We start from the raw sequence: 23,592 nt of genomic DNA, 5'->3' as shown, positions 1-23,592 counted from the left end.
GCTTTTTCTCCATTTGAAAGGAGGTAGATACTCAACGGTTATTTTTCAAAAATCTCCCTTAATTTGGCCAAAGCTTCTTGGTTTTTCGAGGTATAGATACTCATCAAAATTGATTTTTTCTCCCGGGCCGTTAATCGCCAATTGAGGGAAGCACGCTGCATCGTTTCCTGTGTAGATGTCAATTCGCCCGGCTGCACTTTTTCAGGAGCATACTCAAATTCTATTTTCTCCAGCGGAAAAGGCATGGATTCAGCCATGTAGCTAAAAAGTACTTCATTTTGGATAGTCTGCACATTGGACCAATTGGAATAAATATTTTTCAAAGGATTAAAAACTTTTTCAAAAATTCTGGGGAAAGGATGAGCAGGAATCTCCTCGATTTTTTCTGAATCTCGAATCGTAATCAGGTAAACTCCAGCTGTATTTTCACCAATCCACTCCTGAAATACATATAGAAAGCGAAGAGCATCCTGAATCCCAAAATTATCAGAAAGCCCAGTGTCCATGGTTTCCATCACGGGACGAGAGGGTAATTGGACATTAGGTGTAATAAAAGGAAAAGTAGAACTCATTCTCAAAGCTGATAAAAAGCGAAGATTTTCACTTCCTTGTTTTTGAAAAAAGCGGAGAAAATCAACACTTTGCTTTTTCTCCATCGCACCCGTTTTTCCCAAAATAGAGGTGCCTAAAAAGGACATGGAGTGCGGAGAAACGATCAATTTTCTCCCATCATTGGTGATTAGACTAGTCACGGGTAGCAATGGGATTTTTCCCGAAAACTCAGGCTCCTTATAGGCTTTTAGCGGTTTATCCAGCAATTTTTCCGTATTGATATTCAGCTGATTTTCAAAAGCAAATCCCCGGTCTTTCAAATGTCGGTATCCGGCGTATTCGAAATATTGATTTCGAATAAGTAGATCATTGACCAATAAGGTGAAAATAATCGGGTTGAGATTGTCCGCTGATATTTGATCACGGTAAATGGTGTCGGCTGGATTGATCTCGGGATTTTCCAGAGATTGGAGATAAAGTTCGCGAAACATCGCAGCGCCTAAAACCCCACCGGATGCCCCCGTCATCAGTTCGGTTTGTTTGATTACCTTACCGTCACTGATTCCATAGATGTATTGCAGCACATGCAGTGTCCAGAGTGCCGCTCGCTGCCCGCCACCACTTGAAGCGATCATGACTAACTTGGGAAGAGAGTCTTCCTGCTGTGCTTTCCAGTTGTCCAGAATTTGAATCATATTCTGACGGTCTTTTTTCACCGTATCAGGATGAAGCAGCGCATCCAGCTGCTCAATCGTATAGGGAGCAGGCTCAGCTTGATAGTTTAGGCCATAGGCTTCATGTGGGCGATTGAGAAAGTCAAAGTTGGAGAAGTAATTGATCAACAAAATTCCAAAAAAGACCGTCACAGTGGACCAGCTTCTGAGCCAAAAACTAGTTGCTCCGACAAGCATAATCAAAATTGACAATAGGATCGTGGCACTCATTGCAGCGGGTAATTGGAGAAAAGGTTGCTCTTTGAACACACCTAAAAAAAGAACCAACGCAATCAAGAAAACCTGAATCAAGAGGAGATTCAGGTGATTTTGATCAAAAACCCGAAGCAATTTTGCCTGCTCAAATCTGGAAATATCCGGTCTTACCGGTTGGAGTCTTAGATTAAGATCCAAATAATGATGCACCTGATTTCTTCGATTTTTAGCTTCTCGAAATCTACTCAGGGCATTAGCTTGAGTCAGTTTGACTTTGCGTAGCCTTCGGTCCAAATTACCAGCAAAAAGCACGAAAAAATCCTTGTTTGTCCAGGCAAAATAGCCGAAAATCACTCCATACGAAAGCAAACTTCCTAAGGTAAATCCACCAAAGTACCCTGCTACTTGCCAGTCTGATTCCAGGTCATTTTGCAATTGAAAACCAATAAACCGAAAACAGTAACAGAGATAAAAAATCAGAGGAATGATGGAATTATTGATGCAGTAATGGATGAAGGGTTTATGGGTCACCGCCAAAAAAGAAAACTGCCGCCCGTCCATGATGTAGGTCGTCATGTGGAAGGCCATCGTAAAAGCGGCAAAACCAAACCCCATGAGCATAAAACTGATCCAAGAGACTTGATGCAAGTACTCCGGGTCCAAAAAAAGAAAAGGAATCCCCAACACCACGCCAAAAGACTCGAAAATGATTGCTAATAATAGCACCCAAATCAGCACAAGGGCCAGATTTTTTCGCAAATGCAGGAGCAAAAGCTGAATCGGAAAACTATACCAAATCTTGTTTGCCATGATGGAGTATTCGCTAAAATATACTTCTTTTTTAAGCAGAAGAAAATTCAAATCCACAGATTTCTGATAGTCAAAGATTTAAATTCTCTTGAATTAAAAACAAAATAATTTTCAGGCTTGCAAGTATGATCAATCCCCTGATAAGCTTTACCTTCAAAGCCCAATTGAAAATATTATGAGAACCTGGTTTTTGTGTAAAGTCAAGTATGCTAAAGAAAATGAGCAAGGCTTGTTAAAAAATATTTCAGAGCAGTATCTCGTGGATGCCGTTTCCTTTACGGAAGCCGAGGCAATCCTCTATGACCGATTAGGATCACAGATACGTGGTGACTTCCAAGTCACCGGTATCAGCAAAAGCAATATTGTCGATGTTTTCTTCTATGAAGACGCGGACCTATGGCACAAATGCAAAATCACTTATTTGGTTGCAGATGGAGATAATGGCAAGGAAAAGAAAGTAACCCAATACATGATCGTGACAGCCGAAGACGTAAAGCAGGCCTATGACCGAATTCAGGAAAGCTTGAATAATATGCTGGTGAGTTTCCGGGTTCCCGATATCACGGAGAGTCCGATTGTAGAGGTATTCCCTTACGATAGCGAATTAGAAAAACCCGATCTACCTCCGGGGAATTTCAAACCCCTTGAAAATGTAGAAGAAGAACAGGAATAAAAATCAGGCCGCGATTAGCGGCCTTTTTTGATTAATTCAGTGCATTTGGCTGATGGTCGATCACAAAGCGAATCAAGTCCTCCACAGAAATGCCTGCCCGAGCAGAGGCATCAGCGATATCCTCCCTGCTGACCTGAGCGGCGAAGGTTTTATCTTTAAGTCGTTTTTTCACTCCTTTCACTTCCATCCCCTCATAGTCATTGGGGCGCATCAGTGAATAGGCATGGACAAAACCACTCAGTTCATCGAAAGCATAGAGCATTTTATCCATTGGCGTTACAGGCTCCACCCCAAAGTATCGCGGACCATGCGATGCAATAGCACGGATGATTTCCGGATCTACGGATCGGTCTTCCAATTCTTCAATGATTTTGTGACAATGTGTCTCGGGCCATTTTTCCCAATCTGCATCATGAAGTAATCCCGCCAAAAACCATCGATATTGATCCTCCTCAGACAAACCTATTGATGCGGCATACTCTCTCATAAGATGTCCTACCTGCCTCATATGAACGATTAGCTTCTCATTTTTGACCCAATCTTGCAATAGCTCAAATGCCTCTTCTTCGCTGATGACATTCCCCTGATTTGATGCTTGACCGAATTCAGTTCTGTTTAATTTCATTGATTCGAAATCCATTATGTATTATTTTTTTTGTATTTTGAATAAATATTAATGCTTTTTAAATATATTGAATCTGTAATTTCTTATTTTTACACCATGGTTGATAGAAAGTCTCTGGAAGTTTTGGCGCAGATCGCCATCAATTCAGAATACTTTATGCAGGTCACACTGGATAGAGAGGGAAGAGTTTTGTCTTCCGACTCGGGGATTGGACCGGTCCCTTCACTGTTTGACAATAGCGATCAACCCATTCGTTTTTCGGATTGCTTTACTTCATCGGATTGGGTAAAGTATGAAAATAACCGGTTAAAAGCATGGAATAATCATCAGCAGTCCTTTATTGTCAACCTTCGGAAAATAAATTATTCGATCGGTACCACCATTCCAACCAAATGGGAATTTTATTTCATTTCGGAGGATTTTGGCACTTGCCTCGGGATAGGTCATCCTTTGGAATCCAAAAAACCGTATGACATTGGTCTGGGGGAAATTCTCGAACAAAGTGACAATTCCAATGAATTACTGGAAAGTCTTTTAGATAATAAACTTATCGGGTTTTGGGATTTTGACCCTTTCAGTAAAAAAAATTCCATCAGTACCAGTTTGGCGCAGGCATTGGGCTATTCAGAAAAAGAGGTTGAATTAACCACCGAAATACCTTGGCAAAAGCATATTCATCCTGAAGATTACACGGTCTTGACCATGGACATGGTCCGCCATTTTAAAAACACCCCAAACCTCCCTTTCAAAAGAGAATTTCGGATGATCACCAAACAGTTTCAGACAATCTGGGTGGTTGGCTTTGGAAAAACAATCACCTCCACCTCTGAAGGGAAACCGCTTCGGGTTTTGGGTTTAATCATCGATATCTCAGAGCGCAAAAAACAAGAACTTTGGTTGAAGGAACATCATTTTTTTCTAAAAGAACTGGCATTCAAACAATCCCATACGCTCCGTGCCCGGGTGGCTAATATTCTTGGCTTATTGGAAGTCTTGGATATTGAAGCTCAGTCTGTCGAGTCAAGGCGAATCGTGGACATCATCAAAAAGGAAACCAAAGAGCTTGACTTAGCCTTGAAAAAAAGCATCAAGGAATCAGTTCAGCATCACAAGTCGCTGGAAAAGGAAACAGATCTCGACCAAGACTCCCATAGCCTTTCAATCAAAGATTCCTGATCTTCCATTTTGCTTTCAGATAGCCCCAAATCAACTTGGGGCTCATGCTTTTTTTCTTCTGCTGGCTTCAAGCATATCCCACATTCCCTCCGGAATCTGATCCAGATTATTAAATTCTCCAGCACCTTTGAGCCATTCTCCCCCATCGATGGTAATCACTTCACCATTGACAAAGGAAGAATAATCCGACACCAAATAGGCCGCAATATTGGCCAACTCCTGATGCTCCCCTACTCGACCTACCGGTACTTTTTTGGCCGGATCAAACTTCTTGACCAGATCTCCGGGAAGCAACCTGCTCCAGGCGCCCTCGGTAGGAAATGGTCCGGGCGCTATTGCATTGGATCGGATACCGTATTTGGCCCACTCCACGGCCAAGCTTCGTGTCAAAGCCAAAACACCGGCCTTGGCCGCAGCTGAAGGAACTACATAGCCCGAACCAGTCCAGGCATAAGTAGTCACAATATTCAAAAAAGTCCCGCTTTGTTTCCGGGCTATCCAGTCTTTACCTGCGGTCAAGGTCACTTGCGAAGTCCCTTTCAGCACAATATCCAAAACCGTATTGAAAGCATTGGTTGATAGCCGCTCTGTAGGGCTGATAAAATTACCCGCGGCATTGTTGAGCACCACGTCGATTTGACCAAATCTGGCTTTGGCCTCCTCCCACATTTTTTCCACCTCATCGATAGATCTGACATCGCAGGAAAGCGGCAAGACCTGACCTCCTTTTTCATTCATCATTTCTTTGGCAGATTGCTCCAGCACATCCAATTTTCTGGAGGTAATCACCAAATTTGCCCCAAGCTCCAAAAAATACAAGCCCATGGATTTGCCCAAACCTGTACCTCCACCGGTGATTAGGATATTTTTTCCTTTTAAAGAACCGGCTTTAAGCATTCCTTCGTTTAAAATCATATTATTTTTGAATTGACTTGGGACAAGATAAGGATACGGCCTGGTAATTGAAAGTAAATAAAGCCTTCCATTTTCCGTTTCTATAAGCAGTATGAAACCTTTTAAAATTTACATTTCACTATTTCTTCTGGTTTTTGGATTCGCCTGTCAAGATGATACAGACCGAGTCATCCAGACGAGTTTGCCCACTGAGGCGATGCAGCTGTTTGATATTTCTAGGACTTTGGGAGAAAGCTCACCGCTTTTCACTTACAGCTTCTCGGATTTTGAATCCATGGATTCTACGAGCCTCCCAGGTTTCCCAAAAATAGAAATCAATTCAGCAATGCGACAAGTTACGCTGGATTTTGACCAATCCTATGAAGCTGAAGCCGATCCAGTTAACAATCGAAGTGGAAAAATCACCATTTCATTCGTCAACACATCAAACGCATCCTACAGAACTATAATCTACAACAATTATCAGCTTGGAGAAGCCCAGCTTTCAGGCACACGCAATTTCAAACAAATCTCCCTTTCGGAATTCACAGAAAGCTTTGATGAGTTGGTTTTGATTTTCGAAAACGACATGACCTATCCTATTTCGGGAGAATTTTCCCATTCAATCTCAAGAAGTGATTTTAGAGTTCAATCCTTCACCACCACAGGGAATCTATCTGGAAGAAATGCAGTCGGGCGAACAATTAAGCTTACCGTATCTAGTCCTAAATTAATCTCCATCAACTGTTTTAAAAGTGATCAAATCTTGCAGCTAGAAGGATCGGAGACTTGGCAAGTTGGCAGAGAAGAGAATGAGGAGGTCAATCACACACTTACCTTCGAAAATGAACTGGACTGTAAAGTTTTGGCCTTCGCTCAATTGCCTGATGGAAGAAGGCTACAGTTAAATAATTAGTCAAAACATAAAAACTAAAAAAGCCCCGAAGAATTTTCGGGGCTTTGATTTTTTTAATTCGAAAAGGATTTTAGTATCGATAATACTCAGGCTTAAACGGCCCTTGTACCTCTACTCCGATATATTTGGCCTGATCTTCAGAAAGCGTTTCCAACTCCACACCCAATTTGGCGAGGTGAAGTGCGGCTACTTTTTCGTCTAGATTTTTTGGAAGCACATAGACTCCTGGCTGATATTCCTCGTGCTTTTCCCAAAGCTCCAATTGAGCCAAGGTTTGATTGGTAAATGAATTTGACATCACAAAAGACGGGTGACCAGTCGCACATCCCAGATTCACTAATCTTCCTTCTGCCAAAATAATCAACTCTTTGCCATCCAAATCATACAAATCCACTTGAGGCTTGATGACGTTTTTGGTGTGTCCATAGTTTTTGTTTAACCAAGCCATATCGATCTCATTGTCGAAGTGGCCGATATTACAAACGATCGTTTTATCTTTCATCCCCAAGAAATGCTCTCCGGTGATGATGTCTTTATTTCCAGTGGCCGTTACCACGATATCAGCTTCTTTGACTGCATCAGCCATTTTTTTCACAGCAAAACCATCCATGGCAGCCTGAAGCGCGCAGATTGGATCGATCTCCGTGACAATCACTCTAGCTCCAGCTCCTCGCAAAGAGGCCGCGGATCCTTTGCCCACATCACCGTATCCAGCCACGACAGCGACTTTTCCAGCCATCATGACATCAGTAGCTCTTCGGATCGCATCGACCAAAGATTCCTTACATCCGTATTTATTGTCAAATTTGGATTTGGTAACTGAATCATTGACATTGATGGCAGGCATCGGTAAAGTACCGTTTTTCATGCGCTCATAAAGTCTATGAACCCCTGTGGTCGTCTCCTCAGACAAGCCTCGGATCCCGCCAACCAATTCCGGATAATTATCCAAAACCATATTGGTCAGATCTCCACCATCATCCAAGATCATATTAAGCGGCTGTCTCTCATCACCGAAAAACAAGGTCTGCTCAATACACCAGTCAAATTCCTCGGCAGTCATTCCTTTCCAGGCATAAACTGAAATCCCCGCAGCAGCAATTGCCGCAGCAGCGTGATCCTGTGTAGAAAAAATATTGCATGAAGACCAAGTCACCTCTGCACCTAAAGCCACCAAGGTCTCAATCAAAACCGCAGTTTGAATAGTCATGTGCAGACATCCAGCAATGCGAGCGCCTTTCAAAGGCTGAGCTGCACCATATTCCTCTCTCAAGGCCATCAAACCGGGCATTTCTGCCTCGGCAAGTTTGATCTCTTTTCTTCCCCACTCCGCTAGTGAGATATCTTTTACTTTAAACGGAATAAATTTTTCAGACTTAATTTCTGACATATGAATTGTGTTAATTGATAAGATCTTTTTTTCAAAAACTCGTGCAAAGGTACCGCTTAAATCTTGGAATTTAAAATCAAATTCACATTCCGGGAAAGCGAATCTCCTTAAAATCAAAGAATTGAAGCTCACCGTTTTCCAGTGTCAATTCCAGCTTTCCCTGAGGATCGATTCCTGAAATTTTCCCCACTATACTACCAGATTTTGTGTCAAATGTTTGCCACTGATCCCAAAGGTACAGATGTCGGAGATATTCCTTTTTTAAGGCCGAAAGCGCATTTTGCTTTAATCGGATATAATTCTGCTCAATCTGAATAATCAACAGTCTGAAAATTTCCTCCAAGTCAAATTCTGATCCAGTCAACTTTCTAAGTGAAGTAGCCTTAGGAGTTGAATAGATTTCCTGATTGATATTTAGCCCGATTCCTACGATGGCAAATTCCCAACCTTTAGTGGCTAAAATATTTTCGATCAAAATTCCCCCGATTTTCCCAAATCCGGGCACAACCAGATCATTGGGCCATTTCACTTGGATATCCGCAACATATTCTTCAAAAATCTTTCGTATGGCATTTGAAATGGCCATATTGAGGTAAAATTGTTCGGTTAGATCCAAAAAATCAGGCTTCAACACCAGGGAAAAGGTCAAATTTTTCCCAGCTTGGGTTTCCCAGGTATTGCCCCGCTGTCCTTTTCCACGGACTTGATCAGCGCAAACCACGATGGTTCCTTCCATAGCCCGTTTTTCCCTGACTAATCGGAGTGCGATGTCATTGCTTGAATGACAGACTGGCAGGAAATGTATATCTTTTCCTAAAAAAATCGTGTTGGCAAGAATTTTATACATAAATATTGAGTTTGCCTAGTAACGATTAGTTTATTTAGGCTTTGCAAAATTAAAAGAATAATATGACAGCAGAAGAGCTGAGCAAAATCATTGTAAAAGGAATGGAGGAAAAAAAAGCCTCCGATATTGTGGTCATGGACTTACGAAAGATCAAAAATTCAGTAGCTGATTTTTTTGTGATTTGTTCTGGAAACTCAGACACCCAAATGGAATCCATATCAGATTCAATAGAAGAACAAGTTCTTAAGGCCGGCGAATCTTTGCCCTACAGAAAAGAAGGAAAAAACGGTAAACAATGGATTCTCATGGACTATGTCGATGTGGTAGCCCATATTTTTCTCAAAGAGAAAAGACACTATTACGGTTTGGAAGAACTATGGGGTGATGCCAAAATGGTACAAGTCAATTAATTTCCACAAACTTTCAGGCAAGCTAGCCGTTTCAACATAAGTTTATAGAATTATCAAAAATAGATGAGCGAGAACACGAAAAATAAAGGCAAAAAATTTGTCCCAAAACCTCCGCAAAAGCCGGGTTTCCAACTTTGGTTAATTGTAGCGGCTATTTTGGTTTTGATCGGACTTACCTGGATTCAGCAGCGTGGATCTATGGTGGACATTACTCAGAAGCGATTTGAGGACATGTATATTTCCGGCGACATCGCTAAGGTCATGATCGTCAAAAATATGGATCGAGTGGATGTCACACTCAAGCCTTCTGCACTTTCTGAAGAAAAATATAAAGCTGAACTGGAAGCCAATTCCAGCTTCTTCAATCCCAATGGACCCCATTATTCCTTACAGGTAGCATCTTCTGATAAGTTTGCAACGGATTTTGATACACTGGAGGAAAAAGTCGAAGCAGATCAGCGAATCGGATATTCGGTCACTACCGAGGAAAATTGGAGCAGCTGGTTCGGAAGCTTTGGCTTCTTGATCTTGTTGTTTGTTTTCTTCTGGTTTATGATGAGAAGAATGGCGGGACCATCAGGTCCTGGAGGACAAATATTCAATGTCGGTAAATCCAAAGCCCAACTCTTTGACGCCGAAAACAAGGTAAAAATCACCTTTGACAATGTCGCAGGACTGGATGAAGCCAAAGAGGAAATTCAGGAAATTGTCGAATTCCTGAAGAATCCTTCCAAATTTACCAAGCTCGGTGGCAAAATTCCAAAAGGAGCTTTGTTGGTAGGACCTCCGGGAACAGGTAAAACTCTCTTGGCCAAAGCCGTGGCCGGCGAAGCTGGCGTCCCTTTCTTCACACTTTCCGGTTCGGATTTCGTCGAAATGTTTGTCGGTGTTGGAGCCGCACGAGTTCGGGATTTGTTTAAGCAGGCCAAAGAAAAAGCCCCTTGTATTATCTTTATTGATGAGATAGACGCGATCGGTAGATCCAGAGGAAAAGGCCAAATGCCGGGCTCAAACGATGAACGGGAAAACACCCTTAACTCCCTTTTGGTAGAAATGGATGGTTTCGGTACAGACACAGGAGTGATCGTATTAGCCGCAACTAACAGGCCGGATGTTTTGGACAGTGCCTTATTGAGACCGGGAAGATTTGACCGTCAGATCTCCATTGATAAGCCCGATATCGTGGGTAGAGAAGCGATTTTCAAGGTTCACCTGAAGCCAATTAAAATTGGTGAAGATGTCGATCCTAAAAAATTGGCCGCTCAGACTCCGGGGTTTGCCGGTGCAGAAATCGCCAATGTCTGTAATGAGGCAGCTTTGATCGCAGCGCGAAGAAATAAAACTGAAGTCAATATGCAGGACTTCCAGGATGCTGTGGATCGGGTCATTGGAGGCTTGGAGAAGAAAAATAAGATCATTTCTCCTGAGGAAAAGAAAATCGTAGCCTATCATGAAGCAGGTCACGCGGTAGCGGGCTGGTTTCTTGAGCATGCAGATCCTTTGGTCAAAGTAAGTATCGTGCCTCGTGGAGTTGCGGCTTTAGGCTATGCTCAATACCTTCCCAAAGAGCAGTTTCTCTATCAGACTGAGCAGCTCATCGATGAAATGTGCATGACACTCGGAGGTAGAGCGGCTGAGGAAATCATCTTTGGTAAAATCTCTACCGGAGCACTTTCCGATCTGGAGCGAATCACCAAACTGGCCTACTCTATCGTATCGGTGTACGGTATGAACGAGAAATTGGGAAATATCTCATTCTATGAAAGCAAGCCTGATGGATATAAGATGACTAAGCCTTACTCTGAGGCGACCGCCGAACTGATCGATCAGGAGGTTCACAAATTGATCGAATTTGCCTATAAGCGAACCATTGATCTATTGAAAGACAAAAGAGCGGAGTTGGAGATCTTGGCCAAAGAACTATTGGAAAAAGAAATCTTGTTCCAGTCTGACCTGGAAAAATTGATTGGAAAACGTCCTTTCGAAAAAGAGACTACCTATCAGGCATTTACCAATAAAAAAGAGAAAGTCAATCCTGAATTGGTCCCAGAGGCTACCTTGCCTGCTCCTGACCCGAGAGACAAGGAAAAATCAAATCCCGATGCAGAGACTGAAGAGGAATCTGTTTCGGCCACGGTGCCCGAGTCCAAAACAGAAAAATAACTAGAAAAAGCCCCGAAGATTCGGGGCTTTTTTATTTTTGCACCGTCCCTTATCTTTCAGCATGGCTACCGATCCACATAATTTCCCTTTAAATGGAAAAAAGCTATTTTTTGCATCCGATTTTCACTTAGGTGCTCCAAATCCTGAAGAGAGCAAAATCAGGGAACAGAAAATTATTCGCTGGCTGGATGAGATTCAGCATGAGGCAGCAGCGATATTTTTAGTAGGCGATATTTTTGATTTTTGGTTTGAATATCGTGAAGTAATTCCCAAGGGCTTTGTCCCTTTTATTTCGAAAATTCATGAGCTCCGAAGCAAGCAAATCCCGATTTTGTTTTTCACCGGAAATCATGATCTCTGGATGAAAGACTATTTTACCCAAGAGCTCGAAATCCCCATTTACCATCATCCGATTGAATTGATTATCGAAAACAAACGGATTCTAGTTGGCCATGGGGATGGATTGGGTCCTGGAGATTCCTCGTATAAATTCCTGAAAAAAGTCTTTACCAATCCTTTTGCCCAATGGGCCTTTCGGTGGGTTCATCCCGATTTAGGTATCCGCTTGGCCAAGGCTTGGTCTGGCAAAAGCCGCATTACCAACATCAAAAAAGGAGAAGGCCGCTTCTTGGGCGAGGATGAATGGCTTTGGCAATACTGCAAAGACCTGGAAGAAAAAACTCACCACGATTTTTACATTTTTGGCCATCGACATTTGCCTTTGGAAATCCCCGTAAGTGAGCGCTCAACGTACTTCAATCTGGGAGAATGGGTAAGCCAATGTACGTTCCTGGAGTTTGACGGAGAGCAGGCAAAACTTAAAACCTTTGAAGAATGAGATTACTGGGGATAATTTTCTTCTTGTTTTTCGGCCTTTTGGAAAGTTTCTCCCAAACCAAACTGGAATCTTCGCCGACTGCCACCTTTACCATTCCTGATTTTGATCTCCTTTCTTTTGACAACCGGGATCAGCTTTACCTTTCTACTGCTCAGGGGGATTTGTTTTTATTTGATGAAAACGGAAATCAAATTAATTATTTCTCTCCTCCACAGCAGGGCAGATTACAGCAGCTCGAGGCCGCATGGACGGTTACTGTTTTTAGTTTTTCGGAAGACCGACAGGAGTTTCGGATTTTAGATCGCTTTTTAAATCCCATTTCAGAGGGTCGTTTTCCCTTTCCAGAAATCAATCTCGCAAAGGCCTCGACTTTAGGTAATGGAAATATTATTTGGATCTGGGACGAATCGGATTTTAACCTTAAGCGGATGGATTATCGGAGAAAAGTAGTGATGGATCAGCAACCGCTCAATTTGATTTTGAACACTGAAAATCTGGAAGTCTTAGAAATCCGCGAAATCAAAAATCGCCTTTTTGTAAACACTGAAAATAGCGGCATTTTTATCTTTGACAATCAAGCCAACCTTCTGGAAAAAATCAAAATCCCCCGTTTTGAGCGGATTTGTTACTATCAAGAAAGGTTACTTTGGATTCAGGGTCAAACGATTCAATCCTATCACATTCCCAGTCGGCAAACCGAAACCTTGATGACATTTGATTTTGAAGGAGTCAAGCAAATCCAGTTTGGTCAAGAAACCATGGCCTTGATATTTCAGGATCGAATCGAACTTTTTGACATACCCGACTCCTTGCAAAATAGACCATAAAAAAACCCGATCTGAAATTAAATTCAAGACCGGGTTTTGAATGATTAGATTGAATATTATCCGATTTTGACGAGCTCAATATCAAAAATCAAGTCTTTTCCAGCCAATTGATGATTGGCATCCAAAGTGATTTTTTCCTCATCCATATTGGTCACTGTCACTGGCATCGGCTGCCCGTTTCCACCCTGTAGGGTCAGTTGCATTCCGATTTCAGGCTTGATGTTTTCCGGCACCTGAGTCAACGGTACATCAATCATCATATCGTCCCTACGCTCACCATAAGCTTCCGCAGCAGGAATCGTCACTGTTTTTTTATCGCCAACAGCCATACCGTGTACAGCTGTATCAAAGCCTTGAATCATTTGCCCTCCACCCAAGGTGAATCCGAGTGGTTCGCGTTGAATAGAAGAGTCAAATACGCTTCCGTCTTCTAATTTTCCCGTGTAGTGTACTTGTACGTTATCACCTTTTTTTGCTTGCATGATAATTATTCTTTTTTGATTAAAGAACAAAGATACAAATTATATGCGGGGCGGGAAAATCGATAAACTGTCCGCTTTTTTGTCCGATAATGATATATTAACGTACAAAATCGGACAGTTTTGCGATCAAAAACGCCTATTTACCCTTAATTTGCACTTGGCATTATTTTTCACATAATATAGGCTGAACAAGACCATCATGGAAAACCAAGAGTTAGGAAAAATCCTCATCATCGACGACAATGAAGATTTGCTTTTTGCAGCAAAAATGCTTCTAAAAAAACACGCCAAAGAAGTTATGATCGAAAAGGATCCAAGAAGAATTCCTTTTTTGATCAATAATAATAATTACGATGTCATCCTTTTGGACATGAACTTCCGGGAGGACACCACTTCCGGAAAAGAGGGTTTTTATTGGCTCAAGCAGATCAAAGAGATCGATCCAAAAGCGGTGGTCATTCTGATTACTGCATTCGGAGATGTCGAAATGGCCGTTCAGGCACTTAAAGAGGGCGCCACTGATTTTATCCTCAAACCTTGGCAAAATGAAAAGCTAATTGCCACATTATCTTCGGCAATTAAACTCAAAGAAAGCTACAATGAGGTGGACAAGCTGCAGAAAAAGCAAAAACAGCTTCAGTCTGACCTGAAAAAACCCTACACGGATATCATCGGCAATTCAGCTTCGATGAAGAATATTTTTTCCATCATTGACAAAGTTGCACAAACCGACGCCAATATTCTGATTTTGGGGGAAAACGGAACCGGTAAAGAACTCATCGCTCGGGCGATTCATGAACGATCACTTCGCAAAGACGAAATCTTTGTAGGTGTGGATATGGGATCAATTACAGAGACTCTGTTCGAATCCGAATTATTTGGCCACAAGCGAGGTGCATTTACCGACGCCAAGGATGACCGTGCCGGCCGGTTTGAAATTGCTGATAATGGCACGCTCTTTCTGGATGAAATTGGAAACCTTTCCATGCCCCTACAATCCAAACTTCTGACTGTTTTGCAAAAACGTGAAGTCACCCGTATCGGTACCAACAAAGCCATTCCCGTTGATATCCGATTGATCTGCGCGACCAATATGCACGTGCATGAGATGGTCATGGAAAATACATTCAGACAAGATTTACTTTACCGGATCAATACGGTGGAAATTTTCCTCCCTCCTCTTCGTGAGCGTCAAGACGATATTCCGACTTTGGCCAATCACTTTCTCAAACAATATTCCCAGAAATACCGGAAGAATTTCACCGGGTTTAGACCCGCCGCTATGGAGCTTTTGCAGCGCTACAACTGGCCTGGCAATATCCGCGAGCTACAGCATGCCATTGAGCGGGCGATCATCATGGCTGACGGGGATGAATTGGATTCACGGGATTTCTTTTTCCTTTCGGCAAAACCTGCCTCCGAAAAAGCCCCTGCAAATAATACGCTAAACCTCGACGATATGGAGCGAAGCACTATTCAGCGGGCAATTGACAAGAATGGCGGGAATATTTCCAAGGCTGCCAAAGAACTCGGATTGACGAGAGCTTCGCTTTATCGAAGATTGGAAAAATATGGACTATAAAGTAGGCCTGCTGGGACGAATCGTCCTCCTAGCCATTACACTATTCTTTTTATCCTATACCATTCTTGATGACTGGGGAGTCTTCATGACTTCCCTTTTTATTATTTTGGTGATTTTTCAGGTGATTTTATTGGTTCGATTTTCTGAGAGTTCCTTCAAAAAAGTCCGGACCTTTCTAGACAACATCAAACAGGATAAATATAGTCAGGTCTACCCAGTCAAATTTGACGGGACAGAAACGGATGATCTCCATATCGAATTCAATGCAATTCTAGCCAAACTCAAAGAAGACCAAGCCGAAAAAGAAGCCAACTACCAGTATTTTCGGTCTGTGTTTAAACACTTGAGCATCGGACTGCTCACTTACGGAGAAAATGGCGAAATCCAGATCTTTAATGTCGCTGCCAAGCGAATTCTCAATGTAGATGATCTGAAGAATATTTCGGAAATCGAAAAGATCAATAAAGAGCTGCATCTCGCTATCCAAAACCTCAGAACCGGAGGAAGCGAATTGATTAAAATCGCCCACCCAGACGGAATCATGCAGCTCTCTGTGTATGTCATTGAGCTATTGATGCGGGGAGAAAAATTCAAACTCGTTTCGCTCCAAAATATTCAATCCGAACTGGAGGAAAAAGAAATGGAAGCATGGCAAAATCTGGTCAAAATCCTCACGCATGAAATCATGAATTCCATCGCTCCAATTTCTTCTCTTGCGGGTACGCTCAAGGGCGAACTCGAAGATCGGATGGAGCATAACGAACCGCTCAGCCCATCTGATATGGAAGACTGCATGATGGGAATCAGCACCATCGAAAAGCGAAGTGAGGGCTTGATTAGCTTTGTCTCTGACTTTAGAAGTCTGGCCCATATTCCTGCCCCAAAATTCAGTAGTATTCGAATTTCAAATCTTTTTGGACAACTGGAAATTCTTCTAAATCATCAAATCGAATCAGGAGGTATCCAACTCATCAAAGAACTGGAACCGGAGGAACTCATTCTATTTGGAGATCAAACCCAAATCGAGCAGGTCCTGATTAATCTCACCCAAAATGCAATCCAAGCTCTGGAAGATTCCGATAAAAAAATCATCCGTCTCCGGGCCTATATCGACGAAGCCGGGAAGATCATCATCGAAGTATGTGATACGGGAAAAGGCATAGAAGAGGAAGCGCTGAGTAAAATTTTCATTCCTTTCTTTACCACCAAGAAAAAAGGCTCCGGAATCGGGCTCAGCCTATCCAAGCAAATCATGCGCCGTCACAAAGGGAATATTCAAGTAAAATCAATTCAGGGAGAAGGAACGACTTTTAAGTTGATTTTTAATGGGTAAAAAAGGTCAACCAACAGAAAATCCGGATCCCTCAGTTTAAAAAGTGTACTGAATCGTTTTAGGTATTTTCCAAAAACATCTTGAAACCCAAATCACGATCAATAGAAAATCGAAAAAGGAACTGACCCTATTCGATTAGAATTTTTAACTTAAATAATCATTCTCCTAATTGAAGAAATCTTATTTTTAAGTGTAAAACTCAAAAGAAAAACCCTGCCTATAAAACTGATTATCATCGCAAACCGGATCAATTCATGAAAATTCTTATCGGCATTTTTATTCTGACTTTAGGAGTGGTTACTCTCGGATTTTCGCAAGAACAGGAAAAAAGAAAACCTTCCATCCAAGAATTAAAAAAGTTCAACCCAAAACTCGGAGATATCATCGCCGATATAGATTTTGACAGAAAAGACACTTTTAAGTCGGATTCAGCGATAGTGTTTACTCCTAAAGAATTTTTCAAGGATAGAGAAATGTATGCTTCACCATCCCCGTCTCTAAATCCGGAAATGCCCATTTATCGCTTTCCTGATTCCCAAAGCAGGATGCCGATTGAGAAATTTGAGGATTCGATCAACTATACCCTCCTGATCAAAGAGTATAAATAGGTTATTTTTGAATATTGGCTCAGATTCCTGAAGGAGCAAAAAAGGCCTGGCTGGATAGAAATTTTAAGAATTCGATTAATTTCGGTTATGAAATCCGGAAACCCCCTTCTGTTTTTTATCGTCCTCAAATTTGGTTTGCAGTACCTTGCTGTCCATCCCGATTTTGAATTGCACCGGGACGAGTTTTTGCATATGGATCAGGCAAACTATTTGGCTTGGGGGTATTTATCTGTTCCACCGGTGACTTCTTGGATCTCCGTTTTGATCCGATGGCTTGGAAACGGGGAATTTTGGGTCCGCTTTTTCCCAGCACTGTTTGGAGTATTGACGATTTGGCTGACTTGGGATTTGGTAAAAAGACTTGGTGGAAACCTCTTTGCACAATCACTCGCAGCAGTTGGCTTGCTTTTTTCTGCCCTGATCCGATTAAATATCCTTTTTCAGCCCAACTCCATCGACATCTTTTGCTGGACTTTGGTAGGATATAGCTTAATCCGACTTATCCAAACCAAGCATTCGAAATGGTTTTATATCCTAGCTTTTAGTTTTGCCTTGGGATTTCTAAACAAATACTCCATTGTCTTTTTAGCCTTGGGTCTGTTTCCAGCATTGGCACTCACTCCCGCACGATCGATTTTCAAAAACAGGAACCTTTACATAGCATTGCTACTGGCTCTGATTTTGGTGGCTCCCAACCTCATTTGGCAGTGGGAAAATGGCTTTCCCGTACTCACTCACATGAGATTGCTGAGCCAGCATCAACTGATCAATAACAGCCGAACCGGATTTCTGATGGAGCAACTGCTCTTCTTCTACCCTTGTATTTTTATCTGGATTTCAGGTTTGATCTCACTGGGGACTTCAGGGAAGTTTAAAACCTTCCGCTGGGTATTTTGGACGTATATTTTTACGATTGCAATCTTTACGTATTTCCATGCCAAGGCCTATTATGCCATAGGACTTTATCCGGTATTGATCGGATTTGGTGCAGTTTGGATTGCAGGTTTCATGGATAGCCTCCGGAAAAATTATTTGAAACCTATTCTTTTGCTGATTCCTCCGGTACTTTTTGCCTTCGCATTTCCGCTGGTTCATCCTTTTTATTCCCCCGATAGGATTTTAAAAGATCCGCCTAACTATTCGAAACTTGATCTTAATCGATGGGAAGATGGCAAATCACATCCTATTCCGCAGGATTTTGCAGATATGCTGGGCTGGAGTGAACTTGCTCAACTGGTGGATTCGGCCTATCAGATGATGCCTCACCAAGGAAGAATTCTGATCATTTGTGACAACTATGGACAGGCAGGAGCCATTAATTATTACTCTAAAATTCCCGGCCTTCAAGCCTTCACCATGAATGCTGATTACCTGTATTGGTTTGATTTGAAAGAAAAAGTAGATCATCTGATTTTGGTTTGGGAAAAGGATGAAAAGATCACAAATCGGGAATTGGGTTTTTTCGAAGCATATCAAGAAATTGGAGAAATCACCCATCCTCTTGCGAGGGAAAAAGGAACGAAGGTTCATTTCCTCAGGAAAGCCAAAGTGGACATCAATGCGATTTTAAGAGCCGAAATAGCAGAAAAGAAGGTAGTCTGGGAGGGAAATTAAGACCAAAACTATTCTGTACCTTTAATCAAATTCGATTTCCTTAATTTTTTTTGCGCACGATTATTATTTGTCACAATTACATAGATGAATCGTTCTCAAGTACTGGATAATTAGACCATTCTTTGTTTAATCATTGAACCCACTACCAAAAAAGCCCGATTCTGTAATGGAATCGGGCTTTTTGTTTCAGATTTTTAACTTCAGCTTTCTTATTTATCCTGCGGTTTATCCCGCTGCATTTCGACCATATCCACGGGAGGGGGCGTATTATCGCCTAAAAGGTGGCGAACAAAATAATCACCCATTTTCCAGAAGAAATACTCGGCCATCGGACCGTATCCGTGTCGCTGTCCGGGCAAAATCACAAATTCAAATCGCTTTCCGGCTTTGATCAAAGCCTCTGCCATACGAATCGTTCCTGCCGGATGCACATTATTGTCCACGTCTCCCGTCGAAAGCATCAGATGACCTTTTAGGTTTTTGGCTAGGTCGGGATTTTTCTCAATTTGGTAGACAAACGTAGTATCCCCTTTTGGAGAAATCCGCTCCTGCACCCCATGATGCTTCTCAGACCACCAGCGATTGTAGATATTGTTTTCATGATTACCAGCAGAGGAAACAGCCACTTTAAACACCTCTGGATAAACCAGCATGGCTGCTGTGGACATAAATCCACCTCCGGAGTGCCCATGAATACCGACTTTATTTCGATCGATAAAATCAAAGCGATCAGCCAATTGATCCACCGCGGCTTTTTTATCAGCTAATCCATAGTCGCGAAGATTTCCATAGCCATAGTTATGATACCACTTGGACCGGGCAGGATGTCCTCCACGATTACCCAAGGTCACCACCACAAATCCAAACTGGGCCAATCGGTCTGTTCGGTCAAATGCTCTACCAAAGGCCTTGTTCACTGCTTCAGTTTGAGGCCCTGGATACACATATTGTACTAGAGGATACTTTCGGGTGGAATCAAAATCAAACGGCTTGTACATTACGCCATAAAGGTCAGTGATGCCATCATCTGCCTTGAACTTGAAAGGCTCGGGAAACTGATAACCTGCAGCAAAAAGTTGGCTCAGATCAGCGGTTTCCAAATCCATAACCTTATTGCCATTTTTATCTCTCAATACAGAAACCGGAGTTGTATTTACTCTGGAATAGGTTTCTACGATGAAGGAAGCATTATCATTGATATCAATGTCGTGATTGAAATCACCGGCATTCAAGAGGCTAATCGCTCCTCCATCCATGCTCACACTGTACAAGTGCTCGTAATAAGGATCTTCGTCTTTTTCACGTCCATTGGCCACGAAAAACACCTTACGATTACGCTCATCTACTCTTGCCACACCACCGACGTGGAAGGGTCCGGAAGTCAACTGACGCTTCATCGTACCATCCTTCCCATATAGGTAAAGATGACCCCAGCCGTCTCGCTCAGACCACCAGATAAGATCCTCTCCGACGAGTTCGAGTTTGGTGAAATCAATGTAGGTATTGGAGCGCTCCTCGATGACCACTTCTTTTTCGTTATTGGCAATATCCCATCGCACCACATCCACTCGTTTCAAATCCCGACTGGTAATCGCAAAGTAAAATTCATCCAAATCGCCTAACCAAGTGGCCGGACGAAAATCATCATCTCTGGTGTTTGCCGCCGGGGTCGTGGACCAAAGCGAAACGGTCTGATCCTTGAAGGTGGAAATCGGCAACTTATTCAATTCCATATTGTCAAAGGAAAAATGAAGCAACTCGGTCTGTGGCTGCTCTTTTTCTCCCGGCATAGCGTATTTGTACGTTTCCAAAGTTGGTCGGGGATCACGGGTATTGTGAATTACCCAGAGGTCTTTGACTTCCCGCTGATCAGTTCGGGTCAGGACAAATTGCTTGGAATCTGTGCTCCAAAGTACACCCACTCGCTTTCGATCATCTTTCTTCTTTTCTTCCTCTACATTATCATCGCCTCGGCCTCCCCAGCCATATTCATAATCCTTTTCCCCATCTTCGGTGAGTTGATTTTCAACAATGGTAGAGTCTTTTTCATCCTCTACTGCTTTGAGAAAATTCTCCTTATCCATCCAGTACAGATTGTGGTTCTTGGCATAGACAATTCTAGAGGAATCAGGAGCAATATTGGCCCAAGAAAGTCGCTTCGGATCTTTCTCGGTTTCGATTTCAGTCAAGGTCTGCGTGGAGATATTCCAAAGGAAGGTATGCACCTTTTTCTCCAAGGAATCCTTTGCATTTTTGTTCTTTTCCTTGATCTCTTCCCAGTCAGATTTTAGGACGTCGGCAGTACTTTTCACTTTGAACCGAATGGTATTTTCATCTTCCATAAGTTTCAAGTCGTCCAACTTCAAATGCTGTCCGTCAAAAGGATCTTTGACCGCTTTGGTGATCTCGGCGGCCAGTTTGTCCCGATCAAATAGTTCGGATTTGGTTCTGCGTACAGGATCTACGACATACCAGTTCTTTCCGTCACTCGTCTCGTATTCGTACCAAAACCGATCGGATTTTTTCATCCAATGTGGGTTGACACTGGTCGAAAAAATCATTTTACGGAGTTTTTCCGGTGAAAACCGTCCCGCCAATTCATAATTTCCGGGATACACCTGCTCTTGTGCCTGTCCTACAGTCAGGACAAAAAAGAGGGTGATCACGCCAATAATTCGCTGCATATTCTTAGGAGTTTATATTCAAGCTTCTAAACTAAAGTGTAGGTCAAAAAGTAGCTTTACCGCTTGCGTAAAAATCCAAAATCTGCTTATTCCACCCCGCTTTTCTCAATCGGTGGGATTTTTCATATCTACTTAACACCCGCTTCATAATCACCAAAGATTATTTGGAAATCATAGCAAATTGTTAACAAACTAAACATCACATATTTAAATCTCTCCCCTAACTTTCGAGCAAAACAAAAAAGGTTGAAGACACATTTCAAAACCATCATCGTCTCTGACATTCACCTCGGGACAAAAGGATCCAAGTCCAAAGAAATCGTCCGATTTCTCAAGCAATACCGCTGCGAAAACCTCATTCTCAATGGAGATATCATCGATGGCTGGCAGCTGAAAAAATCCGGCACCTGGAAGCGCAAACATACCCGTTTTTTCAACCGGGTGATCAAAATGATCGACAATCAAAAAACAAAAGTGTTTTACCTCCGAGGAAATCACGATGATTTTTTGGATCAAATTCTTCCGCTTCAAATCGGTAATCTTTCCATCCAAACGGATATGATTTACGAGAGTGCGGGTAAAAAATACTTCATTACCCACGGCGATGTCTTTGACAGCATCACGACCAATCTTCGCTGGATAGCCTATCTCGGGGATATGGGCTACACGTTTCTCCTTTGGCTTAACCGGGTAGTCAACCACTATCGATTCAAACGGGGATTGCCTTATTTTTCGCTATCCCAATATGTCAAAAGCAAAGTCAAATCTGCCGTTTCCTACGTTGATCAATACGAAACCGAACTGGCCAAAATGGCCAAAGCAAAAGGCTGTGATGGCATTATCTGCGGGCATATTCATAAAGCCGAAAAACGCATCATCGATGGGGTAGAATACATGAACTCCGGGGATTGGGTAGAAACCATGTCAGCCTTGGCAGAAGATCACGAAGGTAATTGGCAGCTCATCTACTACAGTGAAATCGACTTTAAATCGATTCGGGATAATCAAGTCGGCAGCTTCTTTTCGGGTGAAAACGATGGAGTGATTCCCTTAAGACAGGTTTCTTTCACTCCTCCCAAGGACGATTTGAATCCACCTGCATTTCGATAAGCCATGAAATTCTTGTTCATCGTACAGGGAGAAGGTCGCGGGCACATGACCCAGGCGATTTCATTTTCACAGTTGCTGAGCACTCAGGGTCACGAGTTGGTGGCGGTCATTGTGGGGAAAAGCAAGCGAAGGGAAATTCCTTCCTTTTTTGAACGAGAAATCAAGGCACCCATCAGTTTGGTGGACAGTCCCAATTTTGAATGTGATGCTTCTCAGAAAAAGATCAACTTGACGAAAACGATCTGGAAAAACAGCCTGAAAGTCGGAAGCTATCAAAAAAGTCTTAATCGCATTCATCATATTGTCACGGAAACCCAGCCGGACATTATTCTCAATTTTTATGATTTGCTCGGGGGACTTTACAATTTTTGGTTTCGTCCTAAAGCCCAATTTTGGGTCATCGGCCATCAATACATGATTTGGCATCCTGATTTTCGGTTTGCACCTAATCGCGCATTGGAAAAAATCCTATTTCAACTCAATACCAAACTGACCGGGTTGGGCGCGGATGAAGTTTTGGGTCTTTCCTTTTTACCGCAGAAAAAGTCCACTCCAAAAGTTCAGGTCGTTCCTCCGCTCTTGAGACGAGAAGTGAAGAATCTTGATTCCTCAAATGGGGATTATTTCCTCACCTATATGGTAAATCCCGGATACGCAGAGGAGGTTTTCCAGTTTGCGAAAGCTAATCCACAGCTGAGAATCAAGGCCTATTGGGACAAAAAAGATGCCGCCGAATGCGAGTTCCCACTTCCCAATCTCAGTTTTCATCGGGTAAATGATCGGACATTTTTGGCTGATATGGCAGCTTGCCGAGGTTTGGTTTGTACCGCTGGATTTGAATCCGTCTGTGAGGCTATGTATTTGGGAAAGCCAGTCATGGTCATCCCTGTGGCAGGACAATACGAGCAAGCCTGTAATGCCCTGGAAATTGAACAAAATGGCATCGGAATCCCCTCCAAAAGTTTTGATTTTGGCTGGTTTGAAAGTCAAATCTCCGAATGGGAAAGTCAAAAACTAAATTTCCAAATTTGGCAACTTACCTGGGGAAATATCCTTCAAGGTCTTTTACAACCTGAAGAATATTTTTCTCAAAACCAGTCTCCTAGCTTGGAATTGGGATAAAACCACC

At 42.4% G+C, this 23,592-nt stretch carries 20 protein-coding genes; 13 read left to right on the top strand and 7 right to left on the bottom strand.

Going from position 1 to position 23,592, the window contains the following annotated elements:
- Positions 1-38: 38 nt before the first annotated feature.
- Entirely contained in the window at positions 39-2,291 is a 2,253-nt protein-coding gene (locus tag BM043_RS01850) for a patatin-like phospholipase family protein (RefSeq protein ID WP_092788728.1), read from the bottom strand.
- Positions 2,292-2,466: 175 nt separating this feature from the next.
- On the opposite strand from BM043_RS01850, the gene BM043_RS01845 reads away from it, so the two are divergent.
- A complete protein-coding gene (locus BM043_RS01845; RefSeq protein ID WP_092788532.1) occupies positions 2,467-2,964 on the top strand; it encodes a DUF4494 domain-containing protein in 498 nt (165 codons plus the stop codon).
- Between the two features lie 31 nt (positions 2,965-2,995).
- Here BM043_RS01845 and BM043_RS01840 read toward each other — a convergent pair whose 3' ends face one another.
- Positions 2,996-3,589 carry an HD domain-containing protein gene (locus BM043_RS01840; RefSeq protein WP_377901331.1) on the bottom strand — a complete coding sequence of 198 codons (594 nt, stop codon included), beginning with the start codon at positions 3,587-3,589 and terminating at the stop codon, positions 2,996-2,998.
- Positions 3,590-3,685: 96 nt separating this feature from the next.
- On the opposite strand from BM043_RS01840, the gene BM043_RS01835 reads away from it, so the two are divergent.
- Entirely contained in the window at positions 3,686-4,765 is a 1,080-nt protein-coding gene (locus BM043_RS01835; protein ID WP_177188403.1) for a PAS domain-containing protein, read from the top strand.
- A gap of 42 nt (positions 4,766-4,807) precedes the next feature.
- Here the strand turns inward: BM043_RS01835 and BM043_RS01830 are convergent, their stop codons facing one another.
- Positions 4,808-5,680 carry an SDR family oxidoreductase gene (locus BM043_RS01830; protein ID WP_092788529.1) on the bottom strand — a complete coding sequence of 291 codons (873 nt, stop codon included), beginning with the start codon at positions 5,678-5,680 and terminating at the stop codon, positions 4,808-4,810.
- A 91-nt stretch (positions 5,681-5,771) separates the two neighbouring features.
- On the opposite strand from BM043_RS01830, the gene BM043_RS01825 reads away from it, so the two are divergent.
- Positions 5,772-6,575, top strand: coding sequence for a hypothetical protein (locus tag BM043_RS01825; protein ID WP_092788528.1), 804 nt, complete (start codon positions 5,772-5,774; stop codon positions 6,573-6,575).
- 70 nt (positions 6,576-6,645) lie between these two features.
- On the opposite strand, the gene ahcY is transcribed toward BM043_RS01825, so the two are convergent.
- The gene (gene ahcY, locus BM043_RS01820; protein ID WP_092788527.1) at positions 6,646-7,965 is read right to left on the bottom strand and encodes an adenosylhomocysteinase; all 1,320 of its coding nucleotides are present in this window, start codon (positions 7,963-7,965) and stop codon (positions 6,646-6,648) included.
- An 82-nt stretch (positions 7,966-8,047) separates the two neighbouring features.
- Positions 8,048-8,812, bottom strand: coding sequence for a biotin--[acetyl-CoA-carboxylase] ligase (locus tag BM043_RS01815; protein WP_092788526.1), 765 nt, complete (start codon positions 8,810-8,812; stop codon positions 8,048-8,050).
- A gap of 62 nt (positions 8,813-8,874) precedes the next feature.
- On the opposite strand from BM043_RS01815, the gene rsfS reads away from it, so the two are divergent.
- The 4 genes from rsfS to BM043_RS01795 all read left to right on the top strand — a co-directional run bounded on the left by rsfS (position 8,875) and on the right by BM043_RS01795 (position 13,050).
- Entirely contained in the window at positions 8,875-9,222 is a 348-nt protein-coding gene (gene rsfS / locus BM043_RS01810; protein WP_092788525.1) for a ribosome silencing factor, read from the top strand.
- A gap of 63 nt (positions 9,223-9,285) precedes the next feature.
- Positions 9,286-11,385: an ATP-dependent zinc metalloprotease FtsH gene (gene ftsH / locus BM043_RS01805; RefSeq protein WP_092788524.1), complete on the top strand. Its 2,100-nt coding sequence runs from the start codon at positions 9,286-9,288 to the stop codon at positions 11,383-11,385.
- A 61-nt stretch (positions 11,386-11,446) separates the two neighbouring features.
- Positions 11,447-12,223: a UDP-2,3-diacylglucosamine diphosphatase gene (locus BM043_RS01800; protein ID WP_092788523.1), complete on the top strand. Its 777-nt coding sequence runs from the start codon at positions 11,447-11,449 to the stop codon at positions 12,221-12,223.
- Positions 12,220-13,050 carry a hypothetical protein gene (locus tag BM043_RS01795; RefSeq protein WP_092788522.1) on the top strand — a complete coding sequence of 277 codons (831 nt, stop codon included), beginning with the start codon at positions 12,220-12,222 and terminating at the stop codon, positions 13,048-13,050. The genes BM043_RS01800 and BM043_RS01795 overlap by 4 nt, the downstream gene beginning before the upstream one ends.
- Before the next feature lie 56 nt (positions 13,051-13,106).
- Here BM043_RS01795 and BM043_RS01790 read toward each other — a convergent pair whose 3' ends face one another.
- Positions 13,107-13,535, bottom strand: a complete 429-nt coding sequence (locus BM043_RS01790; protein WP_092788727.1) for an FKBP-type peptidyl-prolyl cis-trans isomerase — start codon at positions 13,533-13,535, stop codon at positions 13,107-13,109.
- Positions 13,536-13,731: 196 nt separating this feature from the next.
- On the opposite strand from BM043_RS01790, the gene BM043_RS01785 reads away from it, so the two are divergent.
- The 4 genes from BM043_RS01785 (at position 13,732) to BM043_RS01770 (ending at position 18,669) form a co-directional block, all read left to right on the top strand.
- Complete coding sequence (locus tag BM043_RS01785; RefSeq protein WP_092788521.1) at positions 13,732-15,114, top strand: sigma-54-dependent transcriptional regulator; 1,383 nt, start codon at positions 13,732-13,734, stop codon at positions 15,112-15,114.
- Positions 15,104-16,447 (top strand): sensor histidine kinase, encoded by a 1,344-nt coding sequence (locus BM043_RS01780; RefSeq protein ID WP_092788520.1) that lies wholly within the window; start codon positions 15,104-15,106, stop codon positions 16,445-16,447. The genes BM043_RS01785 and BM043_RS01780 overlap by 11 nt, the downstream gene beginning before the upstream one ends.
- A 254-nt stretch (positions 16,448-16,701) precedes the next feature.
- Positions 16,702-17,055, top strand: coding sequence for a hypothetical protein (locus tag BM043_RS01775; RefSeq protein ID WP_092788519.1), 354 nt, complete (start codon positions 16,702-16,704; stop codon positions 17,053-17,055).
- A gap of 87 nt (positions 17,056-17,142) precedes the next feature.
- Complete coding sequence (locus BM043_RS01770; protein ID WP_092788518.1) at positions 17,143-18,669, top strand: glycosyltransferase family 39 protein; 1,527 nt, start codon at positions 17,143-17,145, stop codon at positions 18,667-18,669.
- 209 nt (positions 18,670-18,878) lie between these two features.
- Here the strand turns inward: BM043_RS01770 and BM043_RS01765 are convergent, their stop codons facing one another.
- Positions 18,879-21,353 carry a S9 family peptidase gene (locus tag BM043_RS01765; protein WP_092788517.1) on the bottom strand — a complete coding sequence of 825 codons (2,475 nt, stop codon included), beginning with the start codon at positions 21,351-21,353 and terminating at the stop codon, positions 18,879-18,881.
- 246 nt (positions 21,354-21,599) lie between these two features.
- Between BM043_RS01765 and BM043_RS01760 the strand changes: the two genes are divergently transcribed.
- A complete protein-coding gene (locus BM043_RS01760; RefSeq protein WP_092788516.1) occupies positions 21,600-22,463 on the top strand; it encodes a UDP-2,3-diacylglucosamine diphosphatase in 864 nt (287 codons plus the stop codon).
- Positions 22,464-22,466: 3 nt separating this feature from the next.
- Positions 22,467-23,585, top strand: coding sequence for a glycosyltransferase family protein (locus tag BM043_RS01755; protein WP_092788515.1), 1,119 nt, complete (start codon positions 22,467-22,469; stop codon positions 23,583-23,585).
- The last annotated feature ends 7 nt before the right edge of the window (positions 23,586-23,592 follow it).

Origin of the sequence: Algoriphagus hitonicola (assembly GCF_900113375.1) — a bacterium.
GTDB classification, from domain to species: domain Bacteria; phylum Bacteroidota; class Bacteroidia; order Cytophagales; family Cyclobacteriaceae; genus Algoriphagus; species Algoriphagus hitonicola.
This window is presented reverse-complemented; position numbering and strand designations above follow the sequence as displayed.